The 18,396-nt window shown below is 64.1% G+C and carries 15 protein-coding genes; 4 read left to right on the plus strand and 11 right to left on the minus strand.

All coding sequences use genetic code 11. The features are described 5' to 3' along the window. Positions 1-3: 3 nt before the first annotated feature. The 11 genes from DyAD56_RS05615 to DyAD56_RS05665 all read right to left on the minus strand — a co-directional run bounded on the left by DyAD56_RS05615 (position 4) and on the right by DyAD56_RS05665 (position 9,467). Complete coding sequence (locus tag DyAD56_RS05615) at positions 4-393, minus strand: DUF3613 domain-containing protein (protein ID WP_102301802.1); 390 nt, start codon at positions 391-393, stop codon at positions 4-6. A gap of 17 nt (positions 394-410) precedes the next feature. Continuing rightward, positions 411-1,253, minus strand: coding sequence for a Flp pilus assembly protein TadD (locus DyAD56_RS05620; RefSeq protein ID WP_102301754.1), 843 nt, complete (start codon positions 1,251-1,253; stop codon positions 411-413). A 1-nt stretch (position 1,254) separates the two neighbouring features. Then, entirely contained in the window at positions 1,255-2,208 is a 954-nt protein-coding gene (locus DyAD56_RS05625) for a type II secretion system F family protein (protein WP_199178889.1), read from the minus strand. A 43-nt stretch (positions 2,209-2,251) separates the two neighbouring features. Next, complete coding sequence (locus tag DyAD56_RS05630; protein ID WP_102301756.1) at positions 2,252-3,181, minus strand: type II secretion system F family protein; 930 nt, start codon at positions 3,179-3,181, stop codon at positions 2,252-2,254. Then, complete coding sequence (locus DyAD56_RS05635) at positions 3,178-4,542, minus strand: CpaF family protein (protein ID WP_102301757.1); 1,365 nt, start codon at positions 4,540-4,542, stop codon at positions 3,178-3,180. Before DyAD56_RS05635 ends, DyAD56_RS05630 begins: the two co-directional genes overlap by 4 nt. Next, a complete protein-coding gene (locus tag DyAD56_RS05640) occupies positions 4,527-5,807 on the minus strand; it encodes a fimbrial protein (RefSeq protein ID WP_102301758.1) in 1,281 nt (426 codons plus the stop codon). Before DyAD56_RS05640 ends, DyAD56_RS05635 begins: the two co-directional genes overlap by 16 nt. A gap of 10 nt (positions 5,808-5,817) precedes the next feature. Then, entirely contained in the window at positions 5,818-7,122 is a 1,305-nt protein-coding gene (locus DyAD56_RS05645; protein ID WP_102301759.1) for a type II and III secretion system protein family protein, read from the minus strand. Next, entirely contained in the window at positions 7,119-8,114 is a 996-nt protein-coding gene (gene cpaB / locus DyAD56_RS05650) for a Flp pilus assembly protein CpaB (protein ID WP_102301760.1), read from the minus strand. Before cpaB ends, DyAD56_RS05645 begins: the two co-directional genes overlap by 4 nt. Positions 8,115-8,141: 27 nt before the next feature. Then, positions 8,142-8,627, minus strand: a complete 486-nt coding sequence (locus DyAD56_RS05655; protein WP_255409200.1) for a TadE/TadG family type IV pilus assembly protein — start codon at positions 8,625-8,627, stop codon at positions 8,142-8,144. A gap of 11 nt (positions 8,628-8,638) precedes the next feature. Next, positions 8,639-9,181 carry a prepilin peptidase gene (locus DyAD56_RS05660; RefSeq protein WP_102301762.1) on the minus strand — a complete coding sequence of 181 codons (543 nt, stop codon included), beginning with the start codon at positions 9,179-9,181 and terminating at the stop codon, positions 8,639-8,641. Positions 9,182-9,284: 103 nt separating this feature from the next. Further along, on the minus strand, positions 9,285-9,467 hold the full coding sequence (locus tag DyAD56_RS05665) for a Flp family type IVb pilin (RefSeq protein ID WP_102301763.1): 183 nt from the start codon (positions 9,465-9,467) through the stop codon (positions 9,285-9,287). 617 nt (positions 9,468-10,084) lie between these two features. Between DyAD56_RS05665 and DyAD56_RS05670 the strand changes: the two genes are divergently transcribed. From DyAD56_RS05670 to DyAD56_RS05685, 4 genes are all read left to right on the plus strand, one after another. Beyond that, on the plus strand, positions 10,085-11,056 hold the full coding sequence (locus DyAD56_RS05670; RefSeq protein WP_102301764.1) for a helix-turn-helix domain-containing protein: 972 nt from the start codon (positions 10,085-10,087) through the stop codon (positions 11,054-11,056). Between the two features lie 282 nt (positions 11,057-11,338). Continuing rightward, a complete protein-coding gene (locus DyAD56_RS05675) occupies positions 11,339-16,978 on the plus strand; it encodes an ESPR-type extended signal peptide-containing protein (RefSeq protein ID WP_158241263.1) in 5,640 nt (1,879 codons plus the stop codon). A 41-nt stretch (positions 16,979-17,019) separates the two neighbouring features. Continuing rightward, positions 17,020-17,838, plus strand: a complete 819-nt coding sequence (locus DyAD56_RS05680; protein WP_102301766.1) for an OmpA family protein — start codon at positions 17,020-17,022, stop codon at positions 17,836-17,838. Positions 17,839-18,022: 184 nt separating this feature from the next. Then, complete coding sequence (locus tag DyAD56_RS05685) at positions 18,023-18,238, plus strand: hypothetical protein (RefSeq protein WP_102301767.1); 216 nt, start codon at positions 18,023-18,025, stop codon at positions 18,236-18,238. Positions 18,239-18,396 lie beyond the last annotated feature (158 nt).

An 18,396-nucleotide genomic window follows, 5' to 3' on the forward strand; every position in this document is an offset into this window, starting at 1 on the left:
CGGTCACGGCGTGCTGGAGGAGCCTGATCCGCCGGTGCTGTTCTTGGACACGGCGGCCTCATAGAACTCGGGGATCGGGTGTTCGAAGCTCTTGAGGTAGCGCTGATAACTCGCCGAGGCTTGCTGGCCCGGTATGGGCAGCAGCTTGCCTGCGTGCGTGCCCTGCGCCTGCATGCTGAGTAACTGCCTCGTCACGTCACCGATCTGGGGCGTTGCATCGGCAACCGGCGTCGGTTGGATGGGCGCAGGCGTCGGTGAAGTGGCGGGCGCATTCGCGGCTGCGGGTGAGTCGGTGGGCCCAAGCATTTGTCCGGTGATCGGCGCCTGTTGTGCGCTCACGCCAAGGCATGTCGTAGAGGCGATCAACGCGATGGTGATCCATCGTGCGTGCATGCAAATCGTCGATGGCATCATGGCCGTGCCTCGTAAGCGGTGGCGTCGGTGGTGAAACGCTGCAGCATGCTGGCGGGTACGTCCGCCTTGGTGGATGTGCTGCGTATATCCGTGGTCGCGGCGATGGGCGTCGCGACGCGAGCAGGCGACACGGCGGCCTGTCGCTGGCGTGAGGCGAGCTGCACCGCTAGTCGCCGTACGTCATCCTGGCTGTTGGCAGGTAACTGCCCGCGCTGCATGATCGCGTCCGCGCGTGTCGTGTCGCCGGTCAGCATGGCCCACAGGGCGAGATTGGCGATCACCTTGGCATTGGTTGGATCAAGCTCGGCCGCCATCGCCAGCGGGTCTTTCGCAGTGGTCGCCTGCCCGGCGCACAGGCGCGCGTAGCCGAGATCGCTGAGGTAGGCAGCGTTCACGGGTTCGAGTTCGGTGGCCTTGAGCAGCGCCTCATCGGCGCCTACCGGGTTATTCGATTGTGCATCGACCAATCCCAGTCCGTGCCACGCCGCCGCGGCCTGGTCGCCGCTGAGCAGGCCGCGGTAGATGGTGCGCGCTGCGTCCAGCTGTCCCGTCGCCCGCAGCGCATCGGCCTGACGGCGACGCAGCTCGGGCGCATCGCCGTAACGCTGCCGATAGGCATCGATGTGCGCGAGCGAGGCGTAATACGCGCCCTGCTGTTGCATCTGGCGGATCAGATCCAGGTACACCGTCTTGTCATCGCGTGCGCTGGTGCTCGGCGCCACCAGTGACGCCGTTGGCGCGTGGTTAGGGTAGCCACCCAGCGTCTTGCCGCAGGCAGCGAGTAGCACACAGGCTGACGCGGTGGTTATCCAGTAAGCGACGTGGATGCGCGATGCCATGTCAGTGTCCTCCAAGCTTGGTCATAGATGCGACGAGCGAAATGACGGCGGGTCCGGCCATCACCAGCATGAGCGCAGGGATCAGTGTGAGCATCATGACCAGCGTCATCTTCACGGATAGCCTGCCGCTCAGTTCTTTCATGCGCAGTTTTCGCTGCTCGCGCAGCCGGTCCCCGAACTGCCGCAGCGGTTCTTGCACCGCGCCACCGTGCTCGTGTACCTGCACCAGGATCTGCACGAGGCTCTTTAGGCCGTCGTTATCGAACTCGCACAACCGATGTAGCGACTGCATGCGCGAGCGGCCGCGCAGATACAGCGTATTGGCGTCGCCTACCTCGCGGCTAAGCAGTGGCATGGCCTCCTGGAATCGATCCGCCACCATCTGAAGGCTCTGGTCCACGCTGAAACCCACGCCCTGCAAGAGGCGCAACAGATCGATCAGCAGCGGCAGTTCATCATCGGCCCGCTTGCGCAGACGTTTGGCCCATATGCTCAGTACCAGTTTGGGCGCGATCAGGCCAAAGGCCGCGGCGCCTACGAAGATCGCGAATGCATGCAGGCCGCTCGGTGCCAGCCATAGCAGCACGGGCAATGGCACGGCCATCGCCAATGCAAGCCGAAGGCCGAGGAACACGGCGCGCCCGTCCCCAGTGTTGCTATTGATCTGCCCAAGCAACAGCCGGTCTTCCGGCGTGATCAGCGCTCGCCCCAGTCGGCTGCTTTCGAAACGTTTACCCAGCACGACCAGCCAGCGCATGAGGACCTGCCAGCCACTTTCAGCATTCTCTCCCGAGCTCTCCGCAGAATCATTGACAGGAGGGCCGAGCAGGGCGCGGTCGATCAGGCGACTTTCCAGTCGGCGTTGCCGGACATGGCGTACGGCTTCGTTGGCCAGCAGCGCTAAGCCTGCGACCAGGGCTACGACAGCAATCACCATGATCCAACCCGTTTCCACGGCACTCCCCCTGTGATCGACTCTACTGACGCGCTGTGCGCGACTACAACGATTTGGCCAGTCGATAAAGCAATAGGCCCCCGCCCGCCTCCAGCGCGAGCGCGATAAGCAAGAACCGGTGCCCCAGCGGTTCTTGGAACATCGGCTTGAAGAAGCCGGGATCGACTAGCGTCATGAAGACCGATACGCCCACCGGTAGAAGCGCCAGAACCCAAGCGGACATACGCGTTTCGGAAGTGATGGATTTCAGCTCGGCACGGGCGTGCGCGTGATCGCGCATGAAATCGCCCATGCGCTGCAGGATATGGTCCGCCCGGCCACCCACCCGCATGCCGATACCCAGCACGGCATGCAGCAGTGAGAGTTCCTCCAAGTTGTAGGGGCGCGAGGCCATCATTAACGCTTGATCGAGATCGGCACCGGCATGCATGGAAGACAGAGTGCGATCCAGTACACCGCGCAAGGGCATGGCTACGGACTTGGTGGTGCTCTGGAAGGCCATCGGCAGGCTGTTGCCGACGCTGGTCATGCGGATCATGCCGTCCAGGAAATCCGGCAGTTGCGCCAGTAGCTTCTGTTGCTGCTTCTCGATGCGCTGACGCAGCCATAGCCACACCAGCGCGATATACAAGCCGAGCACCAGCGGAATGGCCAGCACGCTGCCGATGCGCCACCAGGCGAGTAGGCAAAGTACAGAGCCGGAAGCAGCCAGGACGGCGTAGATAGCCCGGTTTGCAGGCAGGTTGGCACGCATCAGCAAACCGTCGGCACGCTGTAGGAGCGCGCGCTTGCGCTGCCCGGGCAGAGGTGGTGGCACCGTCCGGTGCTCAGTCGGGCGTTGCGTGACCAATCGTTGTTCGATGTTCTCCAGGCTCTTGCGCTGTTGCAATCGCAGTGCACTGCCCCACCAGAGCTCGATCGCGCCGGCGAGCAGCAGCAGGGCGATGGCGGCAAGGGCAAGCGCCTGGATCATGCGAATGGCCCGCTGCTATCGCGCAGCATCTGCCGGAACGGCTCCAGCTTGGTGGTGTGTGGTTGCAGGCCCAGGCTCATCCAGCGATCGACATCCTTACCGTCGCGGTCGACGAACGGGTCATGCCGGTACATGTCCTGCGTGGTGAGGATGTTGTCACCAACGCCGGTGACTTCGGTGATCGAAGAAATCACGCGACGGCCGTTGCTGAGTCGGGCGATCTGCACGATGAAATCCACCGCGCTGGCGATCTGCCGGCGCAGGCTGTTCTCGCTGCCCTGGAAGCCGGCGAAACCAGCGAGCATCTCGAGGCGATACAGCGCATCACGCGGCGAGTTGGCGTGGATGGTGGACATGGAACCGTCGTGGCCAGTGTTCATGGCCTGCAGCATTTCCAGTACTTCCGTGCCTCGCACCTCGCCCACCACGATGCGGTCGGGACGCATACGCAGGCTGTTGCGCACCAGGTCGCGAATGCTCACTGCGCCCTCGCCGTCGAAGCTGCCCAGGCGGCTCTCCAAACGCACCACGTGCGGATGATTAAGCGAAAGCTCGGCAGTGTCCTCAATGGTGATCACACGCTCTTGGGACGGAATAAAGCTCGCCAGTGCGTTGAGCAGCGAGGTCTTGCCCGAGCTGGTGCCGCCGGACACGATGATGTTGCAGCGACCGAGCACCATCGCTTCCAGCAGCGTTCGGATCGCGCGATCGAAGGTGCCTTTCTCCTGCAACTCGTCGGGGGTGAATGGGTCCTTGCGGAATTTGCGGATGGAGACACAGGGCCCGGTGACCGACAGCGGCTCGATGATGGCGTTGAGGCGACCGCCATTGGGTAGGCGCGCGTCCACCATGGGATTGGAGTCGTCCAGGCGACGTCCGAGCGGTGCCAGGATGCGACGCACGATGCGCAGCAGATGGTGGTTGTCGCTGAAACGGATGTTTTCGCGCCGGAGTATGCCGCCACGTGACACGTACACGTCGTCGTGTCCGTTGATCAGGATGTCCTCGACGTCTGCATCCAGCAGCAGGTCGTCGAGGGGACCGAAACCGGTCAGTTCCTTAACTAGTGCACCGGATACCTGCTGCATCTCCGATTCGTTGACCGGGATGCGCCACTCCTGCACGAAGCTCGCGGTTTCCGTCTCCACGTACTTGGTGACGGTGCTGCGCGACCACGACGCGATGTCGATGCGCTGGTCTTCGATGCGATTCAGCAGGAACTCGTGTGCGGCGGACAGCACATCCTGAAACTGCTGGGTTTGCTCGAACGGTAAGTCCGCCCCGTCCAGTCGGGCCGACACGTCGGCCCTGCGCAACGCAGCGGCCAGCAACGCACTGGACGAGTTCAGCGGCGTTTCCATAGGGTACCCCCCATTCGGTTGAGCAGCGCTTTCAGGGCACCCTTGTCGGCCTCACGCTTCACGCGCAGGCGGAGGCGGGAGAGCAAGGGCGAAAGCGCGCGTACGTAGGCATCATTCGGCGAGGTTTCGTGCAACAGGGAGCCGCGATTGGCTGCCGCGCGTAGAGGGCGCGAACGTTCCGGCAGGGTGGCGAGCAATGGCAGACTGAAGCGTTCCGACATGCGGATGCCGGTAATGCCGCAGGCTTCGTCGTAGCGGTTCACCACCAGTGACACGCGCAGGTCGCGTGCTTGCGCGCGCTCCAGTTGGCGCAGGCACGCATCCAGCGCCACCATTGAGCCAATCGACTGGTCGGTCACCAGCCAGATTTCATCGGCCAGCTTGAGTAGTGAGTGAGCGACGTCGTCCAGCGCGCGGCTGTCGAGATCGCACAACACCAGGTCGAACATAGAGAGCAGACGCTCCAGCAAGGGAGCGACTTCAGCGCCGGCGAGGCTGATGTTCCGCTCGCGCGGCTGCCCAAGCACGGCGGTGCCACTGGCATGGCGCGGCACCGCGGTACGGACCAGCGTGGCGTCGACCCGATTGGCGTTGCGCAGGGCGTCGTCAAGATGAAAGTCGCCGCCGGTGCCCAGGTAAAGGCCGACGTCGCCGCTGGAATGGCCGAGGTCCAGCAGCATCACGTTGTTGGCGCTGTCCGGCGCATCCGTCTGCGGTTTGGCGGAAGCGGCCAGCGCGCCTAGATGCGCCGCCAGGGTACTGCTACCCAAGCCGGGGCGAACGCCACACACCAGCACGAGCTGTCCGCGTTTCATAGCGCGGGCCGGCTGACCCGAAGCAGCCGTTTTCAGCTGTTCCAGCGCGGTCTTCAACTGCTCGAGGATTTCCTCGTCGCCTGCGTCGATGTCGATGAATTCCTTCAGACCCGCGCGCATCGCACCCAGCACGCCCGCGCCGCGATCGGACGCAGCCGCGCCGATACCCAGCAGGGTCAAGCCGGGATCGAGCGCCATCAGCTGGCGCGCGATCTCCGCGGATGCATCCGTGTAGCCCTTGGAGAAATCGAGCAGCACAAGGCGAGGCTGATGTTGGTCCAGTACGCGGCGACTGGCCGAGAACTGGTTGCTGTCGCACCACGACAACGTCACCAGGTTGCGTAGGCGCGCAGAGAAGCGCTGCGCGTTGTTCTCGTCGGGCGAGTACAGCAGCAGCGTGGGCTCCAGTGTTGGCTTCGCGAGGGTCACTACAGTGGGATTCGCCTGCATCGCCATATCCTCAACGCGAGAAGCCAGGCAGTTGATCGGAACCTGCGGGGTTGAGCAGCCATGAGCCCCACACCGGCAGGTTGTTTTTTTCTTCGCGCTCACCGGGCAGCGGAATCTTGGTGTCCCTGGCGATGGGACGCACTAAGTGCGGCGTCACGATCAGCACCAGTTCCTTGTCCTGCCGGCTGTACTTCAGATCGCGGAAGAACGATCCGATAATCGGGATGTCGCCCAGCAGGGGAATCTTGTCCACCTGGCTGGAGATGTTCTGACTGACCAGGCCGCCGATGATGAAGGTCTCACCGTCGCCCAGTTCCACCGTTGTGTCGGCGCGCCGCGTGGTGATTGCCGGCACGGAGACGCCGCCAAGCACAACGGCATTGGTGTAGTCGAGGTCGCTGGCCTCCGGCGCAACCTTGAGCGCGATGCGGTCCGGGGCGAGCACCGTCGGTGTCACCGTGAGGCCGATGCCGAAGGGCTTGTACACGATGGTGGTGGTGCCCAGACCCTGCGGCTCCGGAATGGGCAGCTCGCCGCCGGAGAGGAAACTCGCGCTCTGGCCCGACAGCGCCACCAGCGTGGGCTCGGCCAGCACGCGCGCCATGCCATCGCTCTGCAGCAGGTCGATGTTGGCATTCCACGCATGCAGGCCATTGGCGCTCTTGTGGCCCATGACCAGGTTGAAGGCGGAGGAAATGGCGCCTCCGGTCGTGCTGGTGCTGCTGGTCAGCGGTGAGGTGAAGCCGTAGCTGAAGCCATTGTTGGTGGCATTGAAGTTGATGCCGATCTGGCTCATCACGGTCTTGTCGAACTCGACCACCTTCACTTCCACCTGTACCACGCCACCGCTGGAGACGCTGGACGCATCGATCACAGAGCCCTTCTCGCCGACGGCGTTCGTTGCGGCGGCTACACCCCGCTCGTGCTCAAGCATGCTGTCGGCCTGGCCGTGCAGCACGGCCTCGTTGTCCTGCACGGCAATCTGCAGCCCGCTGTCATTCTGCAACGCAGCTTGCCCGGCACTGCGCACCTGCACGGACAGGCGCTGTGGCGTGGCATCGCCGCGCCGCCATAGCAACAGAGTGGTTTCGCCGGCTTTCTTACCGACCAGCAAGGCATCGCGCTGGCCTTTGAGCATGACGATGTCGGTCACCGAGGGATCAGCGATCGCCACGCGTTCGATATCGCCGGGCAGATGCCACGGTCGTTGCTCGTGCACCTGCAGCGCGATGGCTGCGTCGCTGACACTGGCCGCTTGGCCTGTAGCCAACGGCAACGCGATGCTAAGCAGGCCGATCCAGTACCGCCGGATCATGGATTCACCGCCAGCGACGTATGCGAGGACGACGCGGCCGTCGAGCCGCGAATGATCTCCAATCCGCCAGGCGAGGATGCACGTAGTACAGGGCGTGTTGCCGTCTTCGAGCGTCCGATCAGGCCGGGTTCGTCGACGCCCGCATAGGCGCGATTCTCGGGCGATGCCAGCCAGCCGCGCTGCTCTCCGTTGAGGTCGTTGCGCGGCGACAATACCGTAGCCGGCAGCGGGAACAGCAGATTGCTTGGCATACCCTCGTCACCGGGGTGCCGTAGTGCGAGGGACAGCTTGCCACTCTGCGCGCCGAGCACCAGCGGGTCGATATCGTCCAGCGGCGCCGCGAGCACAGCCATTTTGGGTGGTGGTTCGGCTGCATCGCTCTTGCCGGATGCGGGCGCTGCCGTCACGGCCCCGACGCGTGGTAGGTCACGTACCCCGTAAGCCAGCACGCGCAGGCGTGAGGCGAGTAGTCGGCTTTCGGAATGCTCCTTGGCCATCCCTATGCCGTTGGGCGCGGGTTCGGCGATCTTCAGCGTGAGGACAACATCGACGTAATCCCCCGGCTGCACTCGATAGCCAACGCCGGAAATCTCGTCCACCGGCACGGCAAGTGCGCGTTCGCCAGGGCGTAGCTGCATGGCGATGGGATTGGAAAGCAGAGCGGAGGTAATCACCGTGCCCTCAGGAATGCTCACGCGTGGCACTTCGCCCGCCAGCAATTCCGGTTGCTCATAGCTCCCTTCCGGTGCGGTCGACATGGCGACTGTGCGCAAGGACGAGGCGCTGATCACTTCGCCGCCCGCTAGCATCTGCGCGGCCACCACCACGCGAGCCGTCCTGGCCGGAACGATCGGTGCGGCCGGTGCTGTCGCTACGGGCGACGGGACCGGTGGCGTGTCCTGACGGCGCTTGCCCAGCGTAAAGGCGACCAGCGCCAGCACTGTCGCTAGGACGACCAGCAGGATGGCTGCGATGCGTGACACGTTATGCATCTGGAACGTCTCCGGTGCGGCGGTGGTTCAGCTGCCTGTGGGATCCAGCTGCACGGTGGCCGTGCTGCTGAGGTTGGTGCCCAGCGCCCAGCCGTACAGCGTCCTGGTGCCGGGAATGAATGGGTGGTTGTTGTAGTCAAACGACGCGACCACTGTGATGCACAACGCGCTAGCGTTACTTGGGCATGGCGCGCTACCCGATACCGCGATAGGCGCGTAGGTGCCACCCGGTGAGCTCGGTGTGGCGCAGTTCGCGTTCTCATTGGCGTACGTGAGTAGCCAGGCCATGGAGCGCTGCGCGGCATTGCACGCGTTCATTTGCCGCTGCGCTGTGGAGCCGTATTGCAACGCTGCCCGCGCGCCCTCGGCAGACGCCAGTGACAGTGACTGCTGGGCAGCGAAGATCATGACGCCCGTGAACGTGAGCAGCAGAAGCGGCAGGATGCCGAATAGAAGCATCAGGGCGAATTCGATGGCCGCCACGCCGCGCTGGCGAAACGGTACTGCGGGCACATGCCTCATCTTCACAGGTGCCCCCATGGCAACAGCTCGGGATGCAGCACGACCAATATCGTGGCGATGCCGAGATAGGCGGCATGAGGCTGGCCGACCCGCCCCTGGCGCGCGCAAAGGATGCGTTGCCACAGTGGCGATGCGTAGAGATGTTGCCGCGCGGTCGTGATGCCCGGTGCGCCGGCGACCTGGGGGAGGCGGAGCACAATCACGGCGAATGCGTGCACGCCGGTTAGCAAGCAACCTATGGCCCAGATCGGCAGCAGGGCGTGGGTGCCAAGCAGAAAGCCCAGTGTCGCGAAGAATTTCACGTCACCCGCACCCATCCAGCGAATCGCGTAGAAGGGCAGCATGCTGACTAGTCCGACCGCCAGTCCGAGCAGGGACGGGCGAGCAGGGTGCTCCGCACCCATGCTCAATGACAATAAGCCCGCACAGGCGGCCACCGAAAGGGTGATCACAAGCCAGGTGTTCGGCACGCGTCGAGCATACAGATCGCTCAGCACGACCAGCGCACAGAGCACGATGGCGAGCATGGGAAGCACTGTTGCCATGTCCGTTCCCCCAATGGCCGTCTAGCCATCCTTGGCTGGATCAGCTGATACGGATGCCGTGCATAAAGGCCGGCAAAAAACCCCTGCAGGATGCCCAGAGAGATCAGGCACCATTCACGGCGGTGGTTAGGTTGGTGAAGATGGTGGTGAAGAGCGCGTGGAGACCGCCGGCGGCGTTCCCGAATACCGCAACGATCGCGGCTACCACCACCGCCGCCAGCACGCCGTACTCGATCGCGGTGATGCCATCTTCCTCAGTCAGAAACTTGCGAATCATGGTGTTCATGGTGTGTCTCCGTAGAGCCTTACGCTCTCAATTGCGCTGGTTTTGAACGACCCGCCTTGGGTTATCGACTGAAACGCATCACCACTAAGCGGTCCGTGACTAGTCCGTTCGGACTATGGTCCATGGATGCATAGCCCGTGCCTTTAATCGGTCTAATAATACGAATGGCCAGTTGGATCGATGAAAAAATGGGTACACCGACCCGCGATCGATTATTTGGATCGATGAAATGAAAGATTCGTGAGGAGTCGTGAATTATGTGAAGACTTAATTCACGCCAGTTAATGGCAACAAACTGACGCAAATGATCACATTGCGTATCGCGACTACCAAAGAAATCCCCCGTGCGTGTACGCTCCGGCCGTCCTGGGCGAAGTGATGTACGGCCACAGTCTTGTTCGGGCATGCGTGACTGCTTGCACAAAAACGGCAGGCATGACGATCAATTATGTGATGCAATTCACAAACAGGTGGGTGGCATTTCAGCCAAAACGGTTTTTGCCGAATATGTGCATGGAGTAATGCGCATGAATTCTTTAATGCGCCTTATCACCAGGGAAAATCGGTAAGCCGATTAATAGGGAGCGTCGGAATTGGATGCCTCAGGGGGGCAATCAATGGGAGTCGAGAACGACATCGGACTAGAGTCGCCCGATCTCGTCACGCTGTGCGGCATCCTCAAGGTCTGCGAGCTCGAGCTGGTACTGCTCGGCAAGCAAGGCCCGAAGGCGCACGCCGATTCGTTGGCCTCCGAGCAGGCTATCTATTTCAGTGGCGAAGTGAACTTCGCCTTTCGTGGTCGTTTTGCACTGCCGCCGGGCTGGTGCCTGTTCGGCTACCTGCATCGGACCTCGCAGGAAAGTTGGTGCCACGGTACGCCGCTGGGTTCGGGCATGGCGTTCACGGTGTTGCCCGAGGGCATCAGCGAGTTCGTGCTCAGCAGCGGCAGTTGCGTCACCGGTGTGTTGGTGCCGCAGCAGCGGCTGTTGGACAAGTACCTGGAACTCAACCCGCACCAACCCGACTTGCCGACGCGGGCGATTTCGCTATTTACTTTGTCGGACGACGAACGCGCGCGGGCTTTGCGCATGAAGTTCGAGGCGTTGCGCGAGCGCGTGCTGCATCTATCGCGGGAGCCGGTCACGCCGGACGTCGACGTAGACGGGCTGATCGAAACGCATCTCGTCGCGGCGCTATCGGTAAAGCCGGAGGATCGGCCCGCCTGTTCGCGTGGGCGCCGCACGCATTACCTGGCGATGCAGCGCGCCGAAGAATTCATGCGGCGCAATCTGCGTCGGGACATCTATATAACGGAGCTGTGCAACGCGGCGGGCGTCAGTGAGCGCGCGTTGCGATATGCCTTCGACGACTTGCTGGGTGTCTCGCCCAACCGTTACCTCTCGATGCTTCGACTCTGTACGGCCTGCAAGAACCTCACGTTGTCCGACGCCAGCCGGCGCTCGGTGAAGTCGGTCGCGCTCAGCTGCGGCCTGTGGGATCTCTCGCGCTTCGCTGATCACTATCGTCGCGTGTTCGGCGAGCGTCCGCGCGACACGCTGATGCGCGCGCCGCCGTTCGAAGCGGCCTGACCCGGCGTTTTCAGCATCTCCCATCCGGGGTGATGCCGCAGCTCACTTCTTCACGTCATTCCTACCCCGTGCCGGATTTGTGCAGGGTGCTGCCGTATTTGCCCTAGGCATTGCCGGATTGGCTTATGCCGTTGCCGGATTGGGACATCTGACGAGCGGCGCGATCGTTGTAATAGCCCCCAGCGTTGCAGGTTGCGCATGACGCGCGCCGGCAAAGCTCACATGGACCTGTATGCGCAGACACACAACGTGCACTGCGCCGGCCAAGAGGGGACACTTCAAATGAACCGCATCTATCGTCTCGTATGGTCCGAATCACGGCACTCATGGGTGCCTGCGTCGGAACTCTCCGTGCAACGCCGTCGCATGTCGCGCCAAGTGGGCTTTATGCCCTCGGCGCGCGCCCTGCTGGTGGGCGGCCTGGCGCTTTGCGCGCTGGCATACCACCCAGCCTCGCATGCGGAAAGCGCGGATGACGCCAAGCTCAACGATCTCATGGGTCTGGCGGCCAAGTACGATCATCCTGCCTCGCAAGCCACCGCTCCCGTGGCCGTGAGCGCCAGCGTGCAGCCGCTGTTGAATCGCGTGGCGGTGACGCTACCCGGCGATAGCGATATCGCACCGTCTTCGTCTTCCGCGCCATCCGCACATCGCAGCAAGGGTGTCGTGGCCAGTGTGCGTGCACGCGTGGGCATTCCTATCGTGCCGACCAGTCAGCAGATCGGCTCGGGCGTCACCATTCCCGCTGACCTGAAGTCGCGCGTGGGTGCGATGTCTGGCGGAGCCGACGTGGCTGCACTGGGGCAGGGCGTGGTGTCTGCGGTGCTTCCCTCCAATAACGATGTCGCGGATCGCAATCGCTCCGTGACATTGGCGGCGCATGCCAACGTCACCAGTTCACTGGTCGATAAGAATGCGCATGCAGCGCTGGGCGCCGATGGGCTTGTCCATCTTGGTACGCCCGCTGCTGCTCCCGTGGACCCGTTAGTTGCGTCCCTGGCGCCGGTGGATGCCACTATTGGTGCGCGTGCTGCGGTGCTCGCCAGCAACGGCGATCTCGTTGACGCTCACGCGCACATCGGCGTTGCCGTGCCGGTGTTGTCCAGTACGCCGCTAGTGAACGCCAACGTTAACCTGCATGTCGGTGGGCAACTCGTTTCGTCGCTCGACCCTGTGTTGCAACCGATCACCGGCAGCCTGGGAGCAGGCAACCTGGGAGGCGTTGTGAGCAAGCTGCCCGCGACGGTGGATGGCGTCAGTGGTGCCGTGAACGGCATCGTCGGTGGCGTCACCGCGGGTACGCCGCTCGCTGGCGTGACGGGTTCCGTGTTGCCGCCGGTGGAATCCACCTTGCACAACGTGGCAACCACGTTGGCGGGTACGGCGACGGGATCGGGCGCTGGTCTCGGTGGTGTGCTGGGTTCAAATGGGTTGGTATCCACGCTGCCCGCCACCGTCGATGGCGTGAATCACGCCGTGAACAGCGTGGTTGGCGGTGTCACCGCCGGCACGCCGCTCGCCGGTGTTACCGGTTCGGTATTGCCGCCAGTCGAATCGACGCTGCACAACGTGGCAACCGCGTTGGCAGGCACGACCACGGGATCAGGTGCAGGTCTGGGTGGCGTGCTGGGTTCGAGCGGCCTGATATCCACGCTGCCTGCCACGGTGGATGGCGTGAATCACGCAGTGAACAGTGTAGTTGGCGGTGTCACCGCCGGTACCCCGCTCGCTGGTGTTACGGGTTCGGTATTGCCGCCGGTGGAATCGACGCTGCACAACGTGGCAACCGCGTTGGCAGGCACGACCACGGGATCAGGTGCAGGTCTGGGTGGCGTGCTGGGTTCGAGTGGCTTGATATCCACGCTGCCTGCCACGGTGGATGGCGTGAACGGTGCAGTGAACAGCGTGGTCGGCGGCGTTACTGCCGGTACGCCGCTCGCGAGTGTCACGGGTTCGGTGTTGCCGCCGGTGGAATCGACGCTGCACAACGTGGCGACCACATTGGCTGGCGCAACCACGGGATCAGGGGCCGGCCTTGGCGGCCTGGGTGGCGTGCTCGGCACGGGTAACGGCCTGGGTGGTGTGGTGTCCGGTGTCGTCACCACCGTCAACGGTGTCCTGAGTGGCGTAGCGGGCGTGGGTTCGGGCAGCGGCCTGGGCGGTCTTGGTGGCGTGCTGGGCGCGGGCAACGGCCTGGGTGGTCTTGTGTCGGGCGTGACGTCGACGGTGGGTAGCGTGCTGAATCCTGGCACCGGCGGTGCGGGCATCGGCAACCTTGGCGGCGTGGTATCGGGCCTCACCTCGACGGTCGGCAGCGTGCTGAATCCTGGGACGGGTGGTGGCCTCGGTGGCGTGCTCGGCTCGGGCAACGGATTGGGTGGCGTCGTCACGGGCGTGACGAACACAGTGACGGGCGTGGTCGGCGGTGTCACCGCTGGCACCCCGCTAGCCGGCACGGTGTCTGGCGTGGTGCAGCCTGTCGTAACCACGGTCAACGGTGTGCTCGGTGGCGTGGGTTCGGGCGGCGGCCTCGGCGGTGTGCTCGGCTCAGGCAATGGATTGGGTGGCGTCGTCACGGGCGTGACGAACACGGTGACGGGTGTGGTCGGCGGTGTCACTGCTGGCACCCCGCTAGCCGGCACGGTGTCTGGTGTGGTGCAGCCTGTCGTAACCACGGTCAACGGTGTGCTGAGTGGCGTGGGTTCGGGCGGCGGCCTCGGCGGTGTGCTCGGCTCAGGCAATGGATTGGGTGGCGTCGTAACAGGCGTGACAAACACGGTGACGGGCGTGGTTGGCGGTGTCACTGCTGGCACACCACTCGCCGGCACGGTGTCCGGTGTGGTGCAACCCGTGGTTACCACCGTTAACGGCGTGCTCGGCGGCGTGGGGACGGGTGGCGGCCTCGGCGGTGTGCTCGGCTCGGGCAACGGATTGGGTGGCGTCGTCACGGGCGTGACAAACACGGTGACCGGCGTGGTCGGTGGTGTCACCGCTGGCACTCCGCTAAGCGGCACGGTGTCTGGCGTGGTGCAGCCTGTGGTTACCACGGTGACCGGTGTGCTCAGTGGCGTGGGTTCGGGCGGCGGCCTTGGTGGCGTGCTCGGCTCGGGCAATGGATTGGGTGGCGTTGTGTCGGGCGTGACGTCGACCGTCGGCAGCGTGTTGAATCCGGGGACGGGTAATAGCGGCGGCCTCGGCAACGTGGGCGGCCTTGTGTCCAACCTGCCGGCGACGGTGACGGGTGTGACGAATACGGTGACCGGTGTGGTCGGCGGTGTCACCGCCGGTACGCCGCTCGCCGGCACAGTGTCCGGTGTCGTGAAGCCGGTGGTGTCCACGGTCAACGGTGTGCTCAGTGGCGTGGGTTCGGGCGGCGGCCTCGGCGGCGTGCTCGGCTCCGGCAATGGATTGGGTGGCGTCGTGTCCGGCCTGACGTCGACGGTAGGAAGCGTGCTGAATCCGGCCGCGGGCGGTGCGGGCGCTGGCAACCTCGGTGGCGTGCTATCCGGCCTCACCACCACGGTCGGCAGTGTGTTGAATCCAGGCACATCCGGCGGCGGCTTGGGAGGCATCCTGGGTTCGAATGGTTCGTCGCTTGGCAAGGTTGTGCCCGACCTGGGCAAGACCGTCGGCGCTGTCACCTCTACCGTGGGCGCGGTACTCGCGCAGCCCAACGGCACGGGGCTGACGAATGTGCTTGGCCAGGACGGCACGGCGTCTTCGTTGCTCGGCAATCTCACCAATACCGTGGCTGATACGGTGAACAGCGTGCCGGGCGTGCAGCTGGGTCAGACCGGCAACGGCCTGTCGTCCGGGCAGAACCTGATCGGCGCTATTCCGGGCGCATCGAACCTGCTCGACAAGGCGCTGCCAGGCGTAGCGTCGCTGCTCGGCGTAACGCCTGCGATTTCAGGCACGGGTGGTTCCGGCACGGGTACCGGCGCGGCCGGTGTGCCGGTGGTGCCGGCTCCGTCGGCAACGCCGACAGGGCTTATCGTCGGCAACGGCGGCGTCGTGGGTACAGCCGGCCAGTTGCTGGGCAGCACCACCAACGCGCTGTTCAACAACACCAACGGCTACGTGACCAACGGCGGCCTGCAGGTGAATGCGGCCAACTTCACGCAGGGTTATTCGGTAACCAGCGTGCTGGGTATTCCGGTGGTGAATGGAACGCCCGTGGGCACGGTGCTCACCACGGTGGGTGGTACCGCGTTGGGCGGCACCGGCAGCAACTCGCATCTGACGCTGATCGGTGCGGTGTCGTCGGACAGCTACATCACCAACATCAACAACGGCGCACCGGGTGGCCTGCTTGGGTTGGCCTTGCCGAACAGCGCGCCGGCCTGGGCCTCGACCTGCGCCAACGTGCTCGGCGTGGTGAAGACCTCGTGCTGGGCGGTGAATGCGGCGCAGGACTATCAGGTGCTGATGGGCGACGGCGCCACCGCCAATGGTTCGAAGGAAGTGGTGATCGGCACCAACGCAAGCCACACCTTGCCAGCAGAGACGGCGGCCGCTGCCTTCCCGGGCGCTGGCACTAACGACCCGAACAACCCGACCGGCGTTCCCACGGACGACTACGCAGCACGCCTGGGCCATTCCGTGGTGATCGGCGACAGCGCCAGCGGCACGGCGAATGCGCAGACCATCATCGGCGCACAGGCAACGGCCTCGGTGGCCAACAGCGTGGCGCTGGGTTATGCCTCCAGCGCAACACGCGGCGCGCAGACCGGTTACACCGCTTACGGCCTGAGCACGCTGCAGAACTCTGCGGGCGAAGTGTCGATCGGTTCGCCGGGCCAGGAGCGCCAGATCACCAACGTTGCCGCGGGTAGTGCGGCGACCGATGCGGTCAACCTCGCGCAATTGCAAGCGGTGTCGTTCGCGGCGGGCAACGCCGTGCAGTACGACGATGCCACGCACAACACCGTCACCCTCGACAGCACCGCCAGCACCAACGGCGGCGTTACGGGCGGCACCACGCTGAGCAACCTGCACCAGGGCGCCATCAGCGCCACCAGCACGCAGGCGATCAACGGTGCGCAGCTGTGGAACTGGACGCAGAACACCGGCAACGTCTACAGCAATTACAGCCTGTACAACGCTATCCAGAACATCAAACCCGGTAGCGGCGGTGGCACCACCACCACGGTGAAGTACTACAACGTCAACTCGACGCTGGCCGACTCCTCCGCCACCGGCGCCAACAGCGTCGCGGCCGGTCCGGTCGCGCAGGCCAGCGGCACCAATGCCGTGGCGGTGGGCAATGGCGCGAATGCGTCGGCAGACAACTCCGTGGCGCTGGGTTCGGGTTCGGTGGCCAATCGTGCGAACACGGTTTCCGTGGGCAGCACCGGCAACGAACGCCAGATCACCAACGTGGCCGCTGGCAGCGCGTCGACCGATGCGGTCAACCTGGGTCAGATGCAGGCGAGCATCACCAGCTCCACGCAGGGCACTGTTCGCTACGACACCAACACGGATGGAAGTACCAACTACAGCAGCGTCACGCTGGGCAATGGCAACGCCAGCGGCACCGCGATCCACAACGTGGCCGCCGGCACCGCCACCACCGACGCAGCGAACGTGGGGCAGTTGAATGCCGGCATCCAGCAGGCACAGAACTGGGCGCAGAACTACACCGACTCGCGCTTCAACCAGATCAACAGCCAGATCCAGAACGTGAGCAATCGCGCCAATGCGGGCATCGCGGCTGGCATGGCGATGGCTGGACTGCCGCAGTCGTACGAGCCGGGCCACAGCATGGCTGCCGTCGCCGCCGGCACGTTCCGCGGCGAATCGAGCATCGCCATCGGTGTGTCGACCATCTCGCAGGGTGGGCGCTGGGTCTACAAGCTCACCGGCAGCGCGGACTCGCGCGGCGATGCGGGCTTCTCAGTCGGCGCAGGGATGATGTGGTGAGGCGGATAGCGAACGTCGGATAACGATCAAGGGGAATCGTCATGCGAAACATCATCAACCTGAGGCGATTGCTACCCGCGCTGCTGGCGGCTGGCGTCGCGATGGCAGCGAGTAGTGCCACGCCAAGCCATGCGCAGACGGCGGATGCCGGGCCGAATTTTCCCGACCCGGCGCGCGCCACCATGCCGGAAGGCGCCTTCGTCAACGTGGAAAATCTGCGCAAGCTCGCACCCGGCATGACCAAGCAACAGCTCTACGATCTGCTTGGCACGCCGCACTTCAGCGAAGGCGTGTTCGGCGTGCATCGCTGGAACTACATCTTCGCCTTCCGCGAAACCGGCGGCGGCGTGATCAAGTGCCAGTTCCAGATCCAGTTCGACAAGGGTCACCTCGCACAGGCGTTCTACTGGAAGCCGGAATCGTGCAAGGACCTGCTCGCGCCGCCCACACCACCATCGGCGCCCACGCCGGCCGTCGCGCCGATGATGGCGGTCACCTTGTCGTCTGATGCGATGTTCGGTTTCGATAGCGCCACGCTCTCACCGGAAGGCAAAGCCAACCTCGATCGCCTGCTTTCCCAAGTGCAGGAAGCCAGCCATATCCAGGACATCATGATCACCGGCTACACCGACCGCATCGGCAGCGAGCGCTACAACCTCGCGCTGTCACAGCGGCGCGCCGAGTCCGTGCGCGATTACCTGGCCGCTCACGGCGTATCGCCCGCAGCGATGCAGGTAGCGGGCCGCGGCGAGGCCGATCCGGTTACGCAGTGCAACGACAAACGGCGGGATCGTCTGATCGCCTGCCTGGCACCCAATCGCCGCGTAGAACTGAAGGGGACAGCACGAGCGCAGATGTGACGTGTCGACGAGCCTGTCGTAGTCGGCACCGTGGCGGATCACATGGAAATTGGTGACCCCTCTACGGCGCCACCCCCTAGCGCCGACCGCCGTCACGGTGCCGACTACGACAGGTTCAAGGTACGAAGGAAACGAGGGCAGGCGTCGCGTACTCGCGCCGCTACAGGAGCAGGAGGATCGTGCGATGAAATCCGTCTATTCCGTTTGCGAACGCGAAGGTCGCCAGTGGTGCATTACGCTCGGCAAGCGGCTCGTGCGCAGCCAACTGTGCCCGGCGGTCGCCATCAAGCTGGCGCGTCGCCTAGCGCGTGAACATCATGACGTGACCGGCGTGCCGGCGCGCGTCGAATTTCTCGGCGGCAAGATGCCCATTGTGCTGGCTAACTATGGCATGCAGTGACCTGCATTAAGAGCCGCTAACAGAACTACTGCGCGACCATCAGGCGGGCGTTCGCTACGTTTTGTCAGCGACTCTTGGCCCTCCAAAAAAAGACCCTCGGCGTGTAGGCGCCGAGGGTGAGAAAAAGCGGCGAGCAGGGTCCATCGCCGCTGCGTGCT

Source organism: Dyella sp. AD56 (genome assembly GCF_002878475.1).
Classification (GTDB): domain Bacteria; phylum Pseudomonadota; class Gammaproteobacteria; order Xanthomonadales; family Rhodanobacteraceae; genus Dyella.